The sequence below is a fragment of the Flavobacterium maritimum genome (assembly GCF_040049085.1).
Taxonomy (GTDB): Bacteria; Bacteroidota; Bacteroidia; order Flavobacteriales; family Flavobacteriaceae; genus Flavobacterium; species Flavobacterium maritimum.
Genome location: NZ_JBDLZY010000002.1, coordinates 599,316 through 618,277 on the forward strand (window position 1 = coordinate 599,316; position 18,962 = coordinate 618,277).

Consider the following 18,962-nt stretch of genomic DNA (forward strand, 5'->3'; position numbering starts at 1 on the left):
ATGTTTGATTTAATTTTATGCATTGATGACGACCCTATAACACTGATGTTATGTAAAAAAGTAATTACGAAGTCTTCATTTGCAAATGAAATAATTACAGCTCAAAACGGAGAAGAAGCCCTTAAATTCTTTAACACTATCAAATATTCCAATACTAATAGCGCGCCAAATAAAAATCCCCAATTAATATTTTTAGATTTAAACATGCCTGTAATGGGAGGTTGGGAATTTTTAGATCTGTTTATCAGGGATGATTATTCAGATTTTAATACCACTAAGGTCATTATACTCTCCTCAACCATAGATCCAGACGACATAGAGAAAGCAAAAACATATCCAATAATTATTGATTTTTTATCCAAACCTATCACCCAATCAATGCTGGAATACGTAAAAACCAAAATTTAAAATAGATGAACACACACAAAAAAAGCTCCTTAAAAAAGGAGCTTTTTATATATCTACAAATTGCAATTATTACAATTTAGCAACATGTTTCGTTAATTTAGATTTCAAATTAGAAGCTTTGTTATCATGAATGATATTCTTTTTTGCCAATTTATCAATCATAGAAATCACACTTGACAATTTAGATGTAGCATCAACCTTATCAGTAGCTATTCTTAACGCTTTGATAGCATTACGAGTAGTTTTGTGTTGGTATCTGTTTAACACTCTTCTCTTTTCGTTACTTCTGATTCTCTTTAAAGCTGACTTATGATTTGCCATTTTATTTTATTTTTATCTTTTACTATTTCTTTTGTAGTCCGTAAGGGAATCGAACCCCTGTTACCAAGACGAAATCTTGGCGTCCTAACCCCTAGACGAACGGACCAATTCTCTCTAAGTTTTTTTTCAATTTGTCAACTGAAATTGTAGTCCGTGGGGGAATCGAACCCCCCTTACCAGGATGAAAACCTGGCGTCCTAACCGATAGACGAACGGACCATTACCTTTTTAAAGTTAAGGAAAACTCTTTTGCACCGAACAGATTTTGTAGTCCGTGGGGGAATCGAACCCCCCTTACCAGGATGAAAACCTGGCGTCCTAACCGATAGACGAACGGACCCTGCTTCTGTATTGCGGATGCAAAGATACATCTATTTTTCAAACGCACAAGAGTACATGTAAAAAAATTTATTTTTTTTTAATATGCCTTCGCAAACAACACTCTTCCAACGGAAGGATTACCAGTAAACACACAGCTTCCCGCCTCTTCTAACCTACCCAATGGAATACATCTGATAGTAGCTTTTGTAAGCTCCTTAATTCTTTCTTCTGTAGCTGCAGTTCCATCCCAATGAGCTGATACAAAGCCTGCTTTGGTATCAAGTATTGTTTTAAATTCCTCAAAACTATTTACCTCAGTAATATGCGTATTTCGATAATTTAATGCCTTATTAAATAAATCTTCTTGGATTTGAACTAATAAATCATCGACATAAGTTGTGATTTCTGCTTTAGAAACAATTTCTTTAGACAAGGTATCTCTTCTTGCAACTTCAAAAGTTCCATTCTCTAAATCTTTTGGACCAACAGCTATACGAACTGGCACACCTTTTAATTCCCATTCCGCAAATTTAAAGCCAGGTTTTTGAGTGGTTCTATCATCATACTTCACAGAAATTTTTAATTTTCTTAAAGCTGCTGTCAAAACATTCACTTCATTTGTTATTTCAGCTAATTGCTCATCCGTTTTATAAATAGGAACTATCACGACTTGAATTGGAGCTAAATTAGGCGGCAAAACCAATCCCTGATCATCTGAATGCGTCATTACCAGCGCACCCATTAATCGGGTAGAAACCCCCCAAGACGTACCCCAAACATGCTCTTGTTTCCCTTCAGCATTTGCAAATTTCACATCAAAAGCTTTTGCAAAATTCTGACCCAAAAAGTGTGACGTCCCTGCCTGTAAAGCTTTACCATCCTGCATTAAAGCCTCAATACAATAAGTTTCCTCAGCTCCGGCAAAACGCTCTGTTTCGGTTTTCAATCCTTTGATAACCGGTATAGCCATAAAATTTTCAGCAAATTCAGCATATACGTTCATCATTTTTTCCGACTCTTCAACCGCTTCTTTTCTTGTAGCATGGGCAGTATGCCCCTCTTGCCATAAAAATTCTGCTGTACGCAAAAACAAACGGGTTCTCATTTCCCATCGCACAACATTTGCCCATTGATTAATCAATAAAGGTAAATCTCTGTAAGACTGAACCCAACCTTTATAAGTAGACCAAATGATTGCTTCACTTGTAGGACGAACGATTAACTCTTCCTCTAATTTCGCATTCGGATCAACCATTAATTTTCCTGGTTTATCCGGATCATTTTTTAATCTATAGTGTGTTACAATCGCACATTCTTTTGCAAATCCTTCTGCATTTTTTTCTTCAGCCTCAAACATGCTTTTGGGCACAAATAAAGGAAAATAAGCATTTTGATGCCCTGTTTCTTTAAACATACGATCTAACTCTGCTTGCATCTTTTCCCAGATTGCATACCCGTACGGTTTGATAACCATACAGCCTCTAACTCCTGAATTTTCGGCTAAATCAGCTTTTACAACTAGCTCATTATACCATTTCGAATAATCTTCCGATCTTGTAGTAAGGTTCTTACTCATATTGAATAGTTTGGCACAAATTTTGTTTTCTTCTTTTTAACTAAATAGTTACGCAAAACTAACTATTTTTGTCATGTGCAACAATAAAAAATCCTCTAGATATGAAAACTAACCATTTTTCTTTCCAAAAAACATCTCTTTATTCCTTTATTGGATTTTTGGGTCTTCTGTTTACATCTTGTGGATCGTATCAAAACAGTTCCTACTATGACAGTGATGGTATATATGGCGATACAGGCGCCAAAACTAACAGAAATACAACTCAAAATAATCAATACGCGAACTACTTCAACTCTTTACAAAACAATCAATCTTTTACAGATGTTGATAGTTATGGCAACTACAGCACTAGTAACGACTCCATAAGCACAGGCTATCCTGCCTGGGGAAGTAATTATCAAGAAACAAGCATAAGCGTTTATCCTAGCAATTGGAGCTGGTCTATCGGTTTTGGCTGGGGATATCCTTATTATGGCTACGGTTGGGGTTGGGGTTATCCTTATTACGGCTATCCTTATTACGGATACGGTTGGGGTTACCCATATTATGGCTATGGCTATCCTTACTATGGATACGGATATCCTTACTACGGATATGGATACGGCAATTATTCATACAATTCCAGCAGAAGAGGTTCTTCTTATTCTAATGGCGTCTACAGCAGTAATAATTACAATAACAGAAGTTATTCCCAAAATAGGTCTAACACTAATAGAGGAACAAGCTACACTAATTTCAATAGAAATGGCACCACCACCAGTTCCAGTCCAACATTCAGAAGAAGTAATTCACAATCTCAATACAACTCCTCTTCGCGAACAAACAGCTCTCGCAGTCAAAACTACAGCCCTTCCAGATCATCCACTCCAAGTTACAACTCCGGTGGAGGTTATAGCGGAGGCAGATCATCTAGCGGCGGCGGCGGAATGTCCGGTGGCGGTGGCGGTGGAAGATCATCCGGTGGAGGTGGTGGAAGAAGATAACCACCTTATCTTTATGTAAAAATTATAAAACTTAGCGCTACAAAAAATGAAAAAACATATATTCCTTTTATTCGCTGGTCTCACTTTTAGTGTAGCACAGTCACAAGATATATCAGATGCTATCCGTTATTCACAAGACAACATGAACGGTACAGCACGTTTTAGAGCTCTGAATGGTGCTTTTGGAGCACTTGGTGGTGATTTATCTTCACTAAATGTAAATCCAGCTGGTTCCGCTGTTTTTTCAAACAATCAAATGGGATTGACTTTTAATAATTATAACACTAAAAACAATTCAAACTATTTTGGCACCCAAACAAATGAGGATGACAATTCATTTGAATTGAATCAAGCTGGGGGTGTCTTTGTTTTTAAAAACCATAATCCTAATAGCAATTGGAAAAAGTTTTCTGTGGCAGTAAACTATGAAAACACAAACAATTATGACAATTCCATTTTTTCTGCAGGAATTAACCCAACAAACTCAGTTGACGGCTACTTCTTAAGCTATGCGAACGGAGTGCCCTTGGATGCTTTAGAAAACTCTGAATATGCGCAGCTAGATTACGGCGGACAACAAGCTTATTTAGGATATTGGGGATATGTTATAAATCCTGTTGACGAAAACAACCTTAACAATACTCTATACACATCAAATGTTCCTGCTGGTGGCAACTATTATCAAGAAAACAGTATTTACGCCAGTGGCTACAATGGAAAACTAATCTTTAATGCAGCAACCCTATACAAAGACAAGCTGTATATAGGAATAAATTTAAATTCTCATTTTACAGATTACGTAAAATCTACCTCATTTTACGAAAGAAACAACAACCACGATCCTCTGAATATCAATTACGATCTAAACCGCTTAAGTTTCGAAAATAATTTACATACTTACGGTACCGGGTTCTCTTTTCAAATTGGTGCAATTGCCAAGGTCTCCAATGAAATTCGTTTAGGACTAGCCTATGAATCTCCAACCTGGTATGATTTGAATGATGAACTTTCACAAAGACTGGTTAGTGTAAGCAGCAATAACATTGATGAATTACCATCAGATGTGGTTGACCCTTTCATTATCAATTTTTTCCCACCCTACGAACTACAGACTCCAGATAAACTTACCGGAAGTTTTGCTTATATCTTCGGAAAAAATGGATTAATAAGTATTGATTACGCTATAAAAAATTATAGCAACACCCAATTTGAACCAGAAAACGATCCTTATTTCCGTGAAGTAAATAACAATATGAATAATCTTCTGGATGTTTCAAACGAAATAAGAATAGGTGGCGAATATAAAATTGAAGCTTTGAGCCTAAGAGCAGGTTACCGTTTCGAACAAAGTCCATATAAAAATGGAAATACAATTGGAGATTTAAATGGTTATTCAGGAGGTTTAGGATACAGTTTTGGATCAATTAAAGCAGACCTTTCCTATTCCTATGCCAAAAGAGATTCTAACCAAGGATTTTTCAGCCAAGGATTTACAGATGGCGCTAACATCATCACTAAAAACAATAACTTCACGATGACTTTATTGTTTGAATTATAAATCTTGACTATCCGCGATAAAAGATAAAAAATAATCGAAAAACCGTCTCGTTTTTGACAAGACGGTTTTTTTTTAGCCCTGATGGCAGTGAAAATCCTCCCGATTTTTTTTCGGGAGATTGCAACGTACAGCAGGAATAGCTTCATAAAAAAATTGAAAAGAAACTGAAACAAGTCCAGTTTGAATAAAAAATTGTAATTTTGCAAAATTCCTAAATTATCGGGACTATAATACTATGAGAACTAAGTCTTTAAAGAAGAACAAAATCAACGTTATCACCCTTGGGTGTTCAAAAAATGTATATGACAGTGAAGTGCTTATGGGGCAACTTCGCGCTAGTGGAAAAGATGTGACGCACGAGGCTCCCGAAGCTGAAGAAGGAAACATTATTGTAATCAACACCTGTGGATTTATTGATAATGCCAAGGCTGAGTCTGTAAATATGATTTTAGAATATGCAGACAAAAAGGATAAAGGGTTAGTCGATAAAGTTTTCGTAACAGGATGTTTATCGGAGCGTTACAGACCAGACTTAGAGAAGGAAATACCAAACGTAGACCAGTTTTTTGGCACTACAGAATTGCCTCAATTACTAAAAGCCCTAGGAGCCGATTACAAACATGAGTTACTTGGAGAGCGTTTAACTACAACTCCTAAAAATTATGCTTATTTAAAAATTGCCGAAGGATGTGACAGACCATGTAGCTTTTGTGCTATTCCAATTATGCGTGGAAAACACGTTTCCCAAACCATTGAAAAATTAGTTAAAGAGGCCGAAGGTCTAGCTAAAAATGGTGTCAAAGAATTGATCCTGATTGCACAAGACTTAACTTACTACGGTCTCGACATTTACAAAAAACGCAATCTTGGCGAATTGCTTGAAGCATTAGTAAAAGTAGAAGGAATCGAATGGATTCGCCTTCATTACGCATTCCCTACCGGATTCCCGATGGATGTGCTTGAAATTATGAAACGTGAGCCTAAAATTTGTAATTATATTGATATTCCGCTACAACATATATCCGACTCCATTTTGAAATCGATGCGACGCGGAACTACGCAAGAAAAAACAACACAACTCTTAAAAGATTTTAGAGCTGCTGTTCCAGGGATGGCTATTCGAACAACATTAATAGTAGGTTATCCAGGAGAAACACAAGAAGATTTTGAAATTTTGAAAGATTTTGTTCAGGAAATGAAGTTTGACAGAATGGGTTGTTTTGCTTATTCACACGAAGAAAACACACATGCTTATTTGCTTGAGGATGATGTTCCGGATAACGTAAAACAAGATCGTGCGAACGAAATAATGGAATTACAATCTCAAATTTCCTGGGATTTGAATCAAGAAAAAGTTGGTCAAACTTTTAAATGCATCATTGATAGAAAAGAGGGAGGGCATTTTGTAGGAAGAACTGAATTTGACAGCCCAGACGTTGATAATGAAGTATTGATTGATGCCTCTAAACATTATGTAAAAACAGGAGAGTTTGTAATGGTAAAAATTATTGAAGCAACAGAATTTGATTTATACGGAGAACCTGCTTAGCTTTACAACAACCATTTTCTGATGTCCTACTCTAAAAAAACTTAACATGAAACCATTTCAAATTCTATTAGTAAGTGCATTTTTATTATTATCCGCCCATACTGTTTCAGCACAATATGGCAATAGTGGTTATGGATACGGAAATAATGGCTATGGCAGAAATAACAGAATGAGTCAAATGAATAATGCTGGCCCAGAGAGAAGTCAGCCAAAAGAAATACCTGTTGAAGTAACTGTAGGGAAAATAATGGACAGACTAAAAACAGAGCTTACTCTTGATGAACTACAGGTAATCGCCATATCAAACATTTTGACTCAGAGTATGAGAACTCAGGGTATCATTATAAAACAGGAGACCAGTCAGGCAGACAAAATTAAAGACATTAAAGCCCTTTCTGATATTACGGATTCAAAAGTAACGGTTCTTTTAAATAAAGAGCAGAAAGAAAAATACATCATTCTGAGTGAGGAAATGAAGAATCCAAAAAAATCCAAATCAGAAAAGAAATCCAAAAAGAAATCAGAGGAAAAATCAGAGGAAAAATCAGAAATAAAACCTGAAGAGAAACTGGACATAAAAGCAGAAGAGTAATATTTTACCTTATGAAAAAACCTTTTTATTACCTGATTTCGGCAGCAATTATAACTTCATGTGCTTCCAATCCTTACAGGGGCAGCGAGAAATTATATAAAAAACAACTGACTACTCTTAAAAAAAACATCTCTAAAAAAGAGTCAGTGCCTTTGCAAAATGGGACTAGAACGGAATGGATTGCAACTGTTAATTTCAATCTTCGAAAACCAAATTTCATTATCATTCACCATACAGCACAAGATTCCCTACAGCAGACCTTAAAAACATTTACCCTGGTAAAGCCTCAAGTTAGCGCACATTATGTCATTGCTGATGATGGGCGTGTTGTTCAGATGCTAAATGACTATTTGCGAGCCTGGCATGGAGGAAATGCCACTTGGGGAAAGAACACCGACATCAATTCTGCTTCAATAGGAATTGAACTGGACAACAATGGAACAGAACCTTTTTCGGATTTACAAATCAATAGTTTACTTGCTCTTTTAACGAAGTTAAAAAAAGATTACAATATCCCCACCCAAAACATTATTGGTCATGCAGATATTGCTCCGAGTCGAAAACAAGACCCAAGCGCTTTATTTCCGTGGCAACTTTTAGCAAAAAAGGAATTTGGTATTTGGCCTGATGAAGTCTTGGAAAACGCTCCTGTAGATTTTAATGCTGAACAAGGATTACGAATTATTGGATACAATACCAAAAACCTTTCGGCTGCCATTACTGCATTTAAATTGCATTATATCCAAACAGAGGTTAATGATGTTTTAGATGAAAAAACAATAAACACTATTTATAGCATCTACAAAAAACAATAGCTAACCAACTAGAAGTAAAAAAGGTACTTTGAAATAACATTCAAAGTACCTTTTTATTTTTTGGATATCTGTCTTTCCTGAACACAAACCTCTTTTTAAGTAACGACCTTTCATGTGTAAAAAAAACTGCCAGAACACAAAATTAAGTGCCCTGGCAGTAAAAAAAAATATATTGTGTAATTAAAAAGTGTACGTTGTCGCAAGTAAAACATAAGCATTTGAACCTGTCGCTGCAGCATCACTATCAAAGAAAACATCTTCAGATGCACTGTCATATCTAATCTCAGGAATGATTGTTAAGTTTCCTACTTTATAGTTTAATGATAAAGTATTTCCAACAACACTACCTACACCTCCACGAACTGAAGAGCTAGCTGTAAGTCCATCTTCGTCATCAAAATATTCCAATCTGTAAGCTAAGCTAAGATTTTCTTTAAATGTATAATTAGCATAACCTACCAAAGAAAACCATTCTCCATCTAAATCACTATCAAAATCATCTGCTACCATAGCATAAGTTCCATTAAACCCTAAAGAGAATGCATCACTTAGTTTTTTAGAACCTACAAAATCAAACTGAGTGATATTTTTATCAGAAGTTGGATTAGCGCTTCCTGAAGTCACGTTAAAGTACGCACTTCCTGAATCAGCCACATAGCCTAGCTGTCCGATAAAGGTTTTTTGAGTCGAACCTGCATCAATTGCAGATTTAAAATCGGTTGGATTAGTAACTCCAGCCATAATACTGAATTTACCTGAAGTATATTGAGCTTTCACACCAGTATTAAAGAAAGGACCATTAGTAAATGCGTATGACATACTGTAGTTTTTGTTATCTACCGCATCCAATAATTCATATCCGATGTGTGTTCCAAAACTACCCGCGATCACTTTAAACTTATCAGAAAACTCATAAGTGAAGTTTAATTGTTTAATCATAAAAGTATTGGCATCATCATTATAGGTAAATTCGCTAGCTCTGCTACCAAAACCTAAATCAACAAAAACAGATGCTTTACCCATTTTGTGAGATGCTTCAATAGAAGCCATCCCTAGTTCAAATGAATTGTGCGCAGAAGTAAAACTGGTCAATCCATTTCCTTGTTGGTTAGAAAAATCATATTTGTAATACATGTCAGCCGAACCTGCAAATGTTGTAGCTGGTGCTGATGGTGTTTCATCTTGTGCAAATGTAAAAGTAGTCGTTAGCATTAATGCAATAATCAGTAATCCTTTTTTCATGTTTAATTTAGTTTTAATTAGTATCGAGTTTGGTTATTGTTCCGGTTTTAGCTAATCCGTTTTAATCTAAACTTTTTAATATTTCAATGCATTTTATATTAAAAAAACAACTTTAGAATGGTACTTTTTACTAAGTAATTTGTTGTTCCTTGAAGCGAATTTATTAACTTTTATTTTAGTTTAATCATTTTTTTCACTCATTCAAGGAAGAATTATTGATATCAAAAAATCACGGATAAATAATGGGTATTTGACATTTTAAAGAAAGTATTTTGAAAAATCAATAATCAATTTTTAGATACACACCCCTAAAAAAATAGAGTTAAAAATATTTTTAAACTAAAAATAATTCATTTTAAACCATTTTTTAAAACAAAAATAAACAATACCCCCTGTTTTTAAATATATTTAAAAATATAAAAAACAAACAAAAACTAGTATTTCCTTTTGCTTTTTTAATCTATAAAAAAAGCATTACGATAACTTTCAAACATAAAAAAATGCCAAAACGCAATCTGCGTTTTGGCATTCCAAAACAATCAATAAAAAAATTATCTGATAGTAAATGTCATCCCTCCAGAAATAAAATTATGTTTTATTTCTCCGTCTGAATTAGCATTTCCATTTTCGTTATAAGTATATCTAACAAAAACCGGTAAGCTAAATTTTTCGGTAATTTTAAAGTCTTTTGACACATTTACTCCTACATTCGAAAAGAAAAATCCTGCTTCATCATTTTCATCGACACCGTAATAACCTCCGTTAATTACTACCGCTCCAACAAAAGGTCTTACATCGATCCCAACGCTTTCGAAAGAATGCGTATACCCAGCTTCAGCATAACTTGAAAAAGCTCTTGATCTATTTCCGTTGTCATCATATTTATAGTCATTCCCTCCGATTAAAGTATTCCATTGAAGATCTAAAGGAACTCCTTTTTCAGAAAAATCAAATAAAATAGACAAATCTAATGACTGTGCAGACCCTTCTGAATAATCAAAATAACTACTTCTTTCCCAATCTGGGTTATTTTTGGTTGCCGGCCAGTAATAATCACTCAACATAACAGCAACAATTGGAGTTACCTGATAAGAAATATTCCAATCAAATTCATTGTATGCATCTGCAGCATTTGAAAAATTGGTTGTTGCCCACAAACCTGCACTAAACTTATCTGTAAATGCGTAAGCAACATAAGGCTGGAAAGCAACTTTATCTCCATAATATTTGATACCTCTCCATAAATAAGGATATACAACATCTACCGCGGCTGTAAATTTTGGATCCTCCTCTTCTGGAGCAGTTGATTCGGTACTAGTGGGCACATCTTGTGCAAATGCCAAGCTACTGGTTAACATTAATGCTAAAATTAGGACTACTTTTTTCATCTTTTGGTTGGTTTCGGTTTGTTTAAGTTAATAGATATAATTTTTATTCTTAGGTATGATTATTCAATGATTAACGATTTCATGTTCATAAATTCTTTTATCCCAATTTCAGATAATTCTCTTCCATAGCCCGATTTCTTAATTCCTCCAAAAGGAATTCTGGAATCAGAGCGTACTAACGAATTCACAAAAACATTACCCGCTTCAATTTTTCTGGCCAACCTGTAGGCATTTTCACGATCTTCGGTCCAAATTGCCGATGCTAAACCATATCTGTGGTTATTCGCTATGGCGACAGCATCATTTTCATCTTTGGCTCTAATTAAGGTTGCTAAAGGTCCAAAGGTTTCTTCCTGAAAAGCAATGTTATTGGAATCAACAAAATCAATCAGTGTAGGTTGGAAATTACAATGGTCGCGCTCTCCTCCTATTACAATTTTTGCGCCCTGTTGCAATGACTTCTCTAATTGATGGCTCAATTTTTCGGCTAAATCCAGTCGGGCTAAAGGCCCCATACTGATGCCTTCTCGCAATGGATTTCCTTGATTTAAAGCACTTACTTTTTGGGCAAAAAGGGTTGCAAATTCATCAGCCACTTTTTCAGTGACAATAAAACGTTTAGCGCAAATACAAGCCTGACCTGCATTGAGCATTCTTGATTGTGTTGCTACAGTAGCTGCTTTATCAAGATCAGCATCGTTCAATACGATAAAAGCGTCTGAGCCTCCCAGTTCCAAAACTGATTTTTTTATGTGCTTTCCAGCCAATGCCGCTACAGAAGAACCTGCCATTTCACTTCCTGTCAACGTAATTCCATGAACAATGTCCGAGGCGATTACACTTTCGACTTGCGGAATATCAATAGTAATTTGCTGAAAAACTCCTTCCGGAAAACCTGCTTCCAAAAAAGCCTTTTCAATAGCTTTGGCACAGCCGATAACATTTGGAGCATGTTTCAAAAGTGTGACATTACCTCCCATAATTGCTGGCGCTGCGTAACGTAATACTTGCCAAAAAGGATAATTCCAAGGCATGATGGCAAATACAGCCCCCATCGGATCGTAAACCGACATGCTTTTAAAAGGTGTATCGTATTGTTGGTCCTTGAGCATTTTCTCAGCATTCTCCGCGTAGAAATCACAATTCCCTGCTGATTTTTCGACTTCGCCGATTCCTTCCGGCAGAATCTTACCCATTTCATTAGTAATAAGCAATCCCAATTCATCTTTGTTGGCTCGTAATACATTTGCCAACTTTTTCATTTTATCTGCTCTTTCTTGGAAAGAAGTCGTACGCCAGTTTTTAAAAGCTTTCTCTGCTAACTCCAATTTTTCATTTAATTGTGCTTTAGTCAAAACTTCATGCTCAGCAATCACTGCTTGCGTAAACGGATTTATAGATTTGAATATCATTTCTTTTAAGGTTCTAAGTTACTGAGTGGCTAAGTCGCTACGTTTTTTTTAATTAATATCAAAAACAGCGGTCGCCATTCTTTTTGTTATTTGACCATCCGGAAGTACTTCTGTCAGAATCAATTTTTGGGCGGTTTCAGTATTCAAGACTTCTGGCATCGTTCGAATATCTCCAAAAGGCACGTTATTCTTTTTCAGTAAAGCCATTAGTACTTCACTATCGAAAGACGCAAAAGCGTTTGCCAAAACAATACTCAAACTATCCCTGTTTTTAACCCGCTCTATATTGGCACTAAATAAAACATTTGTTGACAAAGCATCCAAATTCAAACAGTTACAAAGCGATGCAAACTGTTTATCATTTCCTACCGCAAGGACAATTCCCTTGCCATCACGGGAATAAAAAGTCTCACCATATGGAGCGATATTGGGATGTAAACTTCCCATTCGTTGTGGCGTAATACCTCCCATCAGATAATTAGTAGCTTGATTCGCAAGTGACGCCAAAGCTGCATTATATAAGGAAACATGAACTGTTGCACCTAGGCCAGAAATAGTTCTTTGATATAAAGCGATTAAAATAGCTTCCTTAAGTTGATGTGCTGCCAAAATATCAATAATGGCGATTGGCATTTTGACAGCAGCACCCTCTTTTTCTCCATTCATATACATAAATCCTGCTTCGGCTTGTAGCACTACATCAAAAGCCGGTCTATCATCATTGACCCCGTAACCGCTTATTTGAGCATAAATCAGTTTTGGATATTTTTTTCGTAAAGTATCGGCATCCAGACCCATTTTTTTAGCTGAAGAAGATTTGAAATTGGCAATAACCACATCTGCCTGAGCAATATGAGTCAAAACATTATCGCGTTTTTCTTCGAGGGTTAAGTCGGCCCAAAGTACTTTTTTATGGTAATTTACACTGCTGTAATAACCTGATTGACCATTTTTTACTTCCGTTTCTAAAAGCCAGCTTCTGGTTACATCGCCATTATTTGAAGGGTTTTCAACTTTGAGAACGGTTGCTCCTAATTCGGCAAAAAACATTCCTACTGCTGGCCCCGCTAAAACACCTGCCAATTCAACAACTTTTAAGTCCGCAAACACTTCTTGTTTTTTCATTCTTAAAATAATTTCGAGAAAGAATTATTGATTTTTCACTTCACTCCACAGGGTTAAATGAAACAATAATTAATGATGTTCTGTTAATTTTGTATTCGGGTCTAATGGCCAGTACATTAACACCGAACAATTACCGCTGCGTGGATCATCTAAATAATCGAATAATGGTTCTACGAGAATGAAGCCACACTTGGTTTGAGCCGTAACGGTAGGATCAATTATTTCTCCCTTTATTAATTTGTCACAATACTCGGCTATAGTCATTTGTTCTTTTACTTTGTCATAGCCAATTGGCATCCCGGCAGTCATTTGACCTTTACAACCTAATGTTTTTGCTACTTCCTGTCTGGCATTATAAATCTCTCTTCCAATACCTTTTCCCTGGTAATCAGGATGAACAGAAACGTCCAATCCGTATATCCATTCTGCCTTTGGATCATGAGTCCCTAACCATAAATCATCTGAAATCTCTAAAAAAGTATGGTGTCCTTTATGATAATTTTGACGTAAAGTGGTGCAAGAAGCAATTACTCTGTCTCCGTCTAAAACAATAAATTGCCCTTCTGGAAAAATCTCCAAATGTCTTTTATATTTTTCTTCTGTAATTAGCTCTTCAGCTGAAAGCGTAGGAAACACAATTGCTTGTAATTCGGCTTGTTGTTTTGCATGTTCCGGCAAAGGTGTTTGCAAAATATATTTACCTAAAATTTCTTTTTTCATATATATTTTTAATTGAAATAGTAAAAGATTTAAGATTGAAAGACCAATTGTTTTTGACTTTATGACTTTCAACTTTATGACATATTCCCGTAACTGATCAGTTTCAACTCCATGTATTCTTTTAATCCTTCGGCACCCGATTCATGACCAATGCCACTACTTTTCCATCCGGAAAATGGCAATTCAGTTCCATGTGCCGCCCATTCATTAATTCCTACCATTCCGAACTCCAGATTTTCAGCATAGAAATTGGCTGTTTTGATATGATTGGTAAATACGTAAGACGCTAAACCATACTCGGTATCATTAGCCCATTCCAAAACCTCCTCCTTGGTTTCAAAAGGAATAACCAACATCAAAGGACCAAAGATTTCGGTTTTAATAAAGGTTTGATTCTGTCTTGCTTCAATTAGTGCCGGATGAACAAAAAATCCTTTATCAGATGCTTCGCCTCCAATATGAACTGTAGCTCCTTCACTTTTTGCTTTTTCAAGCATAGTCAGGGAATGTTCCTGTTGTCTCTTATTAATCAGCGGACCAATAAAATCAACATCACCACCATTAATACCTGTTTTTAATTTTGAAATATCCTCTTTTACAATCGAAACAAATTGGTCGAATATATCAGCATGAACATAAAAACGTTGCGGAGAAACACAAACCTGACCGCAATTTCTCAATTTGGCAACTAAGGCTTGTTTGGCAATCGCTTCAACATCTACATCTTTTTCGATAATTACAGGTGCATTACCTCCCAATTCAAGTGACAATTTGGTAGACGTTTTTGAAGCACCATCCATTAATATTTTACCGACACGAGTACTTCCTGTAAAACTTATTTTTTTCAATAAGGGATTTTCAATCATTTCAGTTCCTGTAGAAACAGGTTCGGTATTAATTAAGTTGAAAACTCCCTTAGGAATTCCAGCTTCATGTATGGCTGTGGCCAAATTAAAACTCGACAAAGGCGTGAATTCTGAACCTCTCATCACCACACTACAACCTGCTGCCAAAGCGGCTGCAACAGCACGGGCTGGATTATAAGCAGGGAAATTCCAAGCTGTAATCACCCCCACTACGCCTAATGGCTGATAAATCACCATCGAGCGTTTATCTGCTCTGTTTGTTGGTACTACCCGACCATAATTTCTTTTACCTTCCTCTGCATACCATTCAAAAAGGTTAGCAGAAACCTGCCATTCCCCTCTGGATTCCAGCATTGGTTTTCCAGTTTCCAATGATGTTTCCTTTGCAAATGATTCTGCATTGGCGCGAATATAATTAGCAGCTTTTTTTAGTATTTCAGCTCTAAAATAAGGGGTCGTATTTTTCCATTCTTTGAAAGAAGAATCAGCCGCTTCAATAGCCAATTTACAATCAGCTGTATTTCCAAAAGGAACTATATCGATAATTTCTTCAGAAGAAGGGCTTTGTACATCCCAGGTTCCGCCATCAATTGAGTCACACCAGTTTCCGTTTATATATTGCTTTCTCATTACAGTATTTCTTTTATTGTTTCTTCCAAAATAGTCAAGCCTTTTTGCAACACCTCATCTTCTATAAACAATGGACTTAAAATTCTGATGCAATTCCCGTAGGTTCCGGAAGTGATTACAATCAATCCTTTCTCTAAACATTTATTTACAATAGCTTTAGTCGTATCTCCATCAGCCGCTTTAGTTTCTGGATTAATAAATTCTATGGCTAACATTGCTCCTAATCCACGAACATCACTGATATTATTTGGATACAATGCCTTTAATTGGTTGAATTTTTCACGAACCACTTTCCCTACTTTATCACCAGCAGCGTTAATATTGTTTTTTTGCATGTAATTAATACTTGCCAAAGACGCTACACATCCCAAAGGACCTCCCGCATAAGTTCCACCTATAAGACCCGGTTTTATCGCATCCATAATTTCTTGTTTACCAATAACGGCACCCATTGGCATTCCGCCACCCATAGATTTTGCCCAAGTCGACAAATCCGGAGTCACTCCATAATTATGAAAAGCGGCCCATTGTCCAGTACGTCCGAAACCGGATTGCACTTCATCAAAAATCAGAAAAATATTATTTTCAGTACAAATTTCTCTCAGCTTGGCAACATACGGTTTTGAAGCAACAGTAAACCCGCCTTCACCTTGAACCAATTCCATAATTATTGCAGCCGTCTGTGTAGCTGAAACATAGGAAGAGAAAAATTTATTTAATTTATCAATATGAAAATCTGCAAATTCCTGTTCTGTTGGAAATTGTTTCTTCTCTTTTGGTCCATAATAAGGAAATTCTAATCGATATACCTCTGGAGCATACGGACCGGCACCTTCTTTATATTTAACATTTGAGGTCAATGTCATGGCCATCATTGTGCGTCCGTGAAACGATCCGTTAAAACAGATAATCCCTGATTTACCGGTTACGGCACGAGCAATTTTAATAGCATTTTCAACAGATTCTGCCCCAGATAATGTCAACATTGCTTTTGTCGAATCTCCGTGTGGCAATAACTCACATAATTTCTCAGACAGATCTAAATATTGCTCATAAACAGAAACATTAAAAGAGGCATGAATAAATTTATCCGCTTGACTTTTTATGGCATCAATAATTTCAGGTACGCCATGACCTGCATTATTTACACCAATTCCGCCAGCAAAATCAATTAATTCTCTCCCGTCTGCATCAATGATTATAGCCCCTTTAGCGGATTGAATACTCGACGGATTAAAAATCCCCAAAGCATTTGGCACGCTTTTTTTTCTTCTTTCGTATAATTTATCTGTATTACTCATTTTGCTTTCTTGATAATTTTGCTAATTCTAAATCTGGTTGTGAAATTTTATAAATTTTCATATACATATTCGTTTTCGTATCAAAAACACCTTCTAAAACATGTATTTTATCGCCTATTAAATCATTAAGATGTTCCATATCCCGACACATGACATTCGCTTCTATATCATAATCTCCCGAAACCAAAGCCAAAAAACTAATTTCAGGCAGCTTTGTCAATTCTTCAAAAATGTTATTCATATAGGACTTTGGTTTCACCGAAATCAATACACTGGCATAAGCATTAAATCCAATTTTATTTGGATCAACCCTTCCAATTATTTTCAAGGTTCCATCTTCGACCAAATTGATGTATCGGTGTCGAATGGTACTGACAGCTACATTTATTTCTTTAGAAATTTCTGTAAATGACATTCTACCATCTTTTTGAAGTAGAGTTAATATTTGATAATCTAACTCATCGTCTAATACGCTCATTTTAATTTATTTTAAAATTTATAACGAGTCAAATATAATTAATTATTTTACAAAAAACATCGTTTATTTTGTTTTATTTATCGATTTAATACTTATTTTTTGTAATTTAATTTTCCATTAATCCAAGTTTCGATTGTTTTTACAACAGAAACGTCCTCTAATGCAAATGGATTTTGGTTCAAAACAATAAAATCTGCATATTTACCAACAGACAAACTGCCTTTGACCTCATTCAAATTATCGGCAACTGCACTCCCGACCGTATAGGCTCGTAATGCCTGCTCCAATGTAATTTTTTGATTTTCACCAATGACAAACCCGTCAGCTGCTTTACGAGTAATGGCCGTTTCTATGTTAATCCAAGGATTTATTTCTTTTACCACCGGACCATCGGTAGATAATGCCAGGTTAATACCGTTATCTAGTACTGTTTTACAAGGATAGACCACGGCTAACAAATCATCCGTTAAGGTATTTTTGAAATTGTTGGCCAATTCGTAAATGAAAATAGGCTGCATGGCTGCGGTCATATTCATTTCTTTAAAATCTTTTATGTTTTCATCGGATAAAAATCCAACGTGTTCTATTCTATGTTTTAAAGTATTGTCAATTTTAAATAAATCACGGTACACTTTCAAAGTCAAATCGACTGCCTGATGTCCAATAGCATGCGTTGCTACCGAAAATCCTTTATCAACAGCTTCTTTTGCGGTCTGAAAAAATTTATCATAATCTAATCTCAGAACACCTTTGTAACCATCGGTATTTTTATACGGTACATTCAAAGCAGCTGTAGCCGAACTCAAACCTCCGTCTGAGAAAAATTTCACTGTTTTAATTTGCAAAAATTCCGATTCATATGGTTCCGGTAACACCTGAATTTCATCGCTTCCGTCAGGAATTCTCAACGGAAAAACATTCATCCTCACTTTCAACAGACCTTCTTGATCTAATTTAATATAGGCATCCAGCAATTCTTCATTCGCTGCCGGATCAGTGGCACTGGTTATACCCAGACTCATTAAATAATTGTGCGCTTCAAGAATCATGTTTTTGTATTCTTCAAAAGTAAATGAAGGAATATTATTCATGATTAACCCTAAAGCTCGTTCGGTAAAAATACCTTGTAAACTTCCATCTTCATTTTTACGGATTTCCCCACCAAAAGGAACTTCTGTTGTTTCATCAACACCCGAAATTTCGATAGCTATTGAATTTGCAATTCCGATATGCGCGCAAGTCCGAATTACAAAAACCGGCCTATCTGAAATAACTTCATCTAAATCCTCTTTGGTTGGCAACCGTTTTTCTTCTACTACCATTTCATTTATGCCACGCGCCATAATCCATTTGGAATTTGGATTTTTCTCAGCAAACTCTTTCAGTAATCTTTTGAATTCAGCAATAGATTTCACTCCACGAACATCTAGCATATACGTGCGAAGATGTCCAATTTTCCAAACATGTATGTGTGAATCATTTAGACCAGGGACAATTGTTTTCCCTTCAAAATCAATTTCTTCAGAAAAAGAATCAAATTGATTTCTTAAGGCTGCCTCCGTTCCAATGGACTCAATTTTCCCCAAGCCATTAATTACCATGGAATCCGCTTTGGGTAAAGCAGGATCCATAGTAACAATTGTGGCATTATGTATTAAAATTAGCAACACTCTTTCT

The 18,962-nt window shown here is 35.9% G+C and carries 17 protein-coding genes and 3 tRNA genes; 6 read left to right on the plus strand and 14 right to left on the minus strand.

Annotated features, from left to right (window positions below):
- The gene (locus ABEB23_RS06570; RefSeq protein WP_348811689.1) at positions 1-408 is read left to right on the plus strand and encodes a response regulator; all 408 of its coding nucleotides are present in this window, start codon (positions 1-3) and stop codon (positions 406-408) included.
- 69 nt (positions 409-477) lie between these two features.
- Here ABEB23_RS06570 and rpsT read toward each other — a convergent pair whose 3' ends face one another.
- The 5 genes from rpsT to proS form a co-directional block, all read right to left on the minus strand.
- The gene (rpsT, locus tag ABEB23_RS06575) at positions 478-729 is read right to left on the minus strand and encodes a 30S ribosomal protein S20 (protein ID WP_039109573.1); all 252 of its coding nucleotides are present in this window, start codon (positions 727-729) and stop codon (positions 478-480) included.
- Between the two features lie 34 nt (positions 730-763).
- Positions 764-835 (minus strand) — tRNA-Glu (locus ABEB23_RS06580).
- A gap of 41 nt (positions 836-876) precedes the next feature.
- Positions 877-948, minus strand: a tRNA-Glu gene (locus tag ABEB23_RS06585).
- Positions 949-997: 49 nt separating this feature from the next.
- A tRNA-Glu gene (locus tag ABEB23_RS06590) sits at positions 998-1,069 on the minus strand.
- A 78-nt stretch (positions 1,070-1,147) separates the two neighbouring features.
- Positions 1,148-2,626 carry a proline--tRNA ligase gene (gene proS, locus ABEB23_RS06595; protein ID WP_348811691.1) on the minus strand — a complete coding sequence of 493 codons (1,479 nt, stop codon included), beginning with the start codon at positions 2,624-2,626 and terminating at the stop codon, positions 1,148-1,150.
- Positions 2,627-2,727: 101 nt separating this feature from the next.
- Between proS and ABEB23_RS06600 the strand changes: the two genes are divergently transcribed.
- From ABEB23_RS06600 to ABEB23_RS06620, 5 genes are all read left to right on the plus strand, one after another.
- Positions 2,728-3,609 carry a hypothetical protein gene (locus ABEB23_RS06600; protein WP_348811693.1) on the plus strand — a complete coding sequence of 294 codons (882 nt, stop codon included), beginning with the start codon at positions 2,728-2,730 and terminating at the stop codon, positions 3,607-3,609.
- Between the two features lie 46 nt (positions 3,610-3,655).
- Entirely contained in the window at positions 3,656-5,167 is a 1,512-nt protein-coding gene (locus tag ABEB23_RS06605) for an OmpP1/FadL family transporter (RefSeq protein ID WP_348811695.1), read from the plus strand.
- A 235-nt stretch (positions 5,168-5,402) separates the two neighbouring features.
- Entirely contained in the window at positions 5,403-6,716 is a 1,314-nt protein-coding gene (rimO, locus tag ABEB23_RS06610) for a 30S ribosomal protein S12 methylthiotransferase RimO (protein ID WP_348811697.1), read from the plus strand.
- Positions 6,717-6,762: 46 nt separating this feature from the next.
- Complete coding sequence (locus ABEB23_RS06615) at positions 6,763-7,308, plus strand: hypothetical protein (protein WP_348811699.1); 546 nt, start codon at positions 6,763-6,765, stop codon at positions 7,306-7,308.
- A gap of 11 nt (positions 7,309-7,319) precedes the next feature.
- Complete coding sequence (locus tag ABEB23_RS06620) at positions 7,320-8,123, plus strand: N-acetylmuramoyl-L-alanine amidase (protein WP_348811701.1); 804 nt, start codon at positions 7,320-7,322, stop codon at positions 8,121-8,123.
- 180 nt (positions 8,124-8,303) lie between these two features.
- On the opposite strand, the gene ABEB23_RS06625 is transcribed toward ABEB23_RS06620, so the two are convergent.
- The 9 genes from ABEB23_RS06625 to ABEB23_RS06665 form a co-directional block, all read right to left on the minus strand.
- Positions 8,304-9,365 (minus strand): outer membrane beta-barrel protein, encoded by a 1,062-nt coding sequence (locus ABEB23_RS06625; RefSeq protein ID WP_348811703.1) that lies wholly within the window; start codon positions 9,363-9,365, stop codon positions 8,304-8,306.
- 551 nt (positions 9,366-9,916) lie between these two features.
- Positions 9,917-10,753, minus strand: a complete 837-nt coding sequence (locus tag ABEB23_RS06630) for a TorF family putative porin (RefSeq protein WP_348811705.1) — start codon at positions 10,751-10,753, stop codon at positions 9,917-9,919.
- 59 nt (positions 10,754-10,812) lie between these two features.
- Complete coding sequence (locus tag ABEB23_RS06635) at positions 10,813-12,165, minus strand: NAD-dependent succinate-semialdehyde dehydrogenase (protein ID WP_348811707.1); 1,353 nt, start codon at positions 12,163-12,165, stop codon at positions 10,813-10,815.
- A 48-nt stretch (positions 12,166-12,213) separates the two neighbouring features.
- Entirely contained in the window at positions 12,214-13,290 is a 1,077-nt protein-coding gene (locus tag ABEB23_RS06640) for a CaiB/BaiF CoA transferase family protein (protein WP_348811709.1), read from the minus strand.
- A 69-nt stretch (positions 13,291-13,359) separates the two neighbouring features.
- A complete protein-coding gene (locus ABEB23_RS06645; RefSeq protein WP_348811711.1) occupies positions 13,360-14,010 on the minus strand; it encodes a GNAT family N-acetyltransferase in 651 nt (216 codons plus the stop codon).
- Positions 14,011-14,084: 74 nt separating this feature from the next.
- Positions 14,085-15,506, minus strand: coding sequence for an NAD-dependent succinate-semialdehyde dehydrogenase (locus tag ABEB23_RS06650; protein ID WP_348811713.1), 1,422 nt, complete (start codon positions 15,504-15,506; stop codon positions 14,085-14,087).
- Entirely contained in the window at positions 15,506-16,807 is a 1,302-nt protein-coding gene (locus ABEB23_RS06655; protein WP_348811715.1) for an aspartate aminotransferase family protein, read from the minus strand. Before ABEB23_RS06655 ends, ABEB23_RS06650 begins: the two co-directional genes overlap by 1 nt.
- A complete protein-coding gene (locus ABEB23_RS06660; protein ID WP_348811717.1) occupies positions 16,800-17,285 on the minus strand; it encodes an Lrp/AsnC family transcriptional regulator in 486 nt (161 codons plus the stop codon). The genes ABEB23_RS06655 and ABEB23_RS06660 overlap by 8 nt, the downstream gene beginning before the upstream one ends.
- A gap of 92 nt (positions 17,286-17,377) precedes the next feature.
- Positions 17,378-18,952 (minus strand): amidohydrolase, encoded by a 1,575-nt coding sequence (locus ABEB23_RS06665; RefSeq protein WP_348811719.1) that lies wholly within the window; start codon positions 18,950-18,952, stop codon positions 17,378-17,380.
- Between the last annotated feature and the right edge of the window lie 10 nt (positions 18,953-18,962).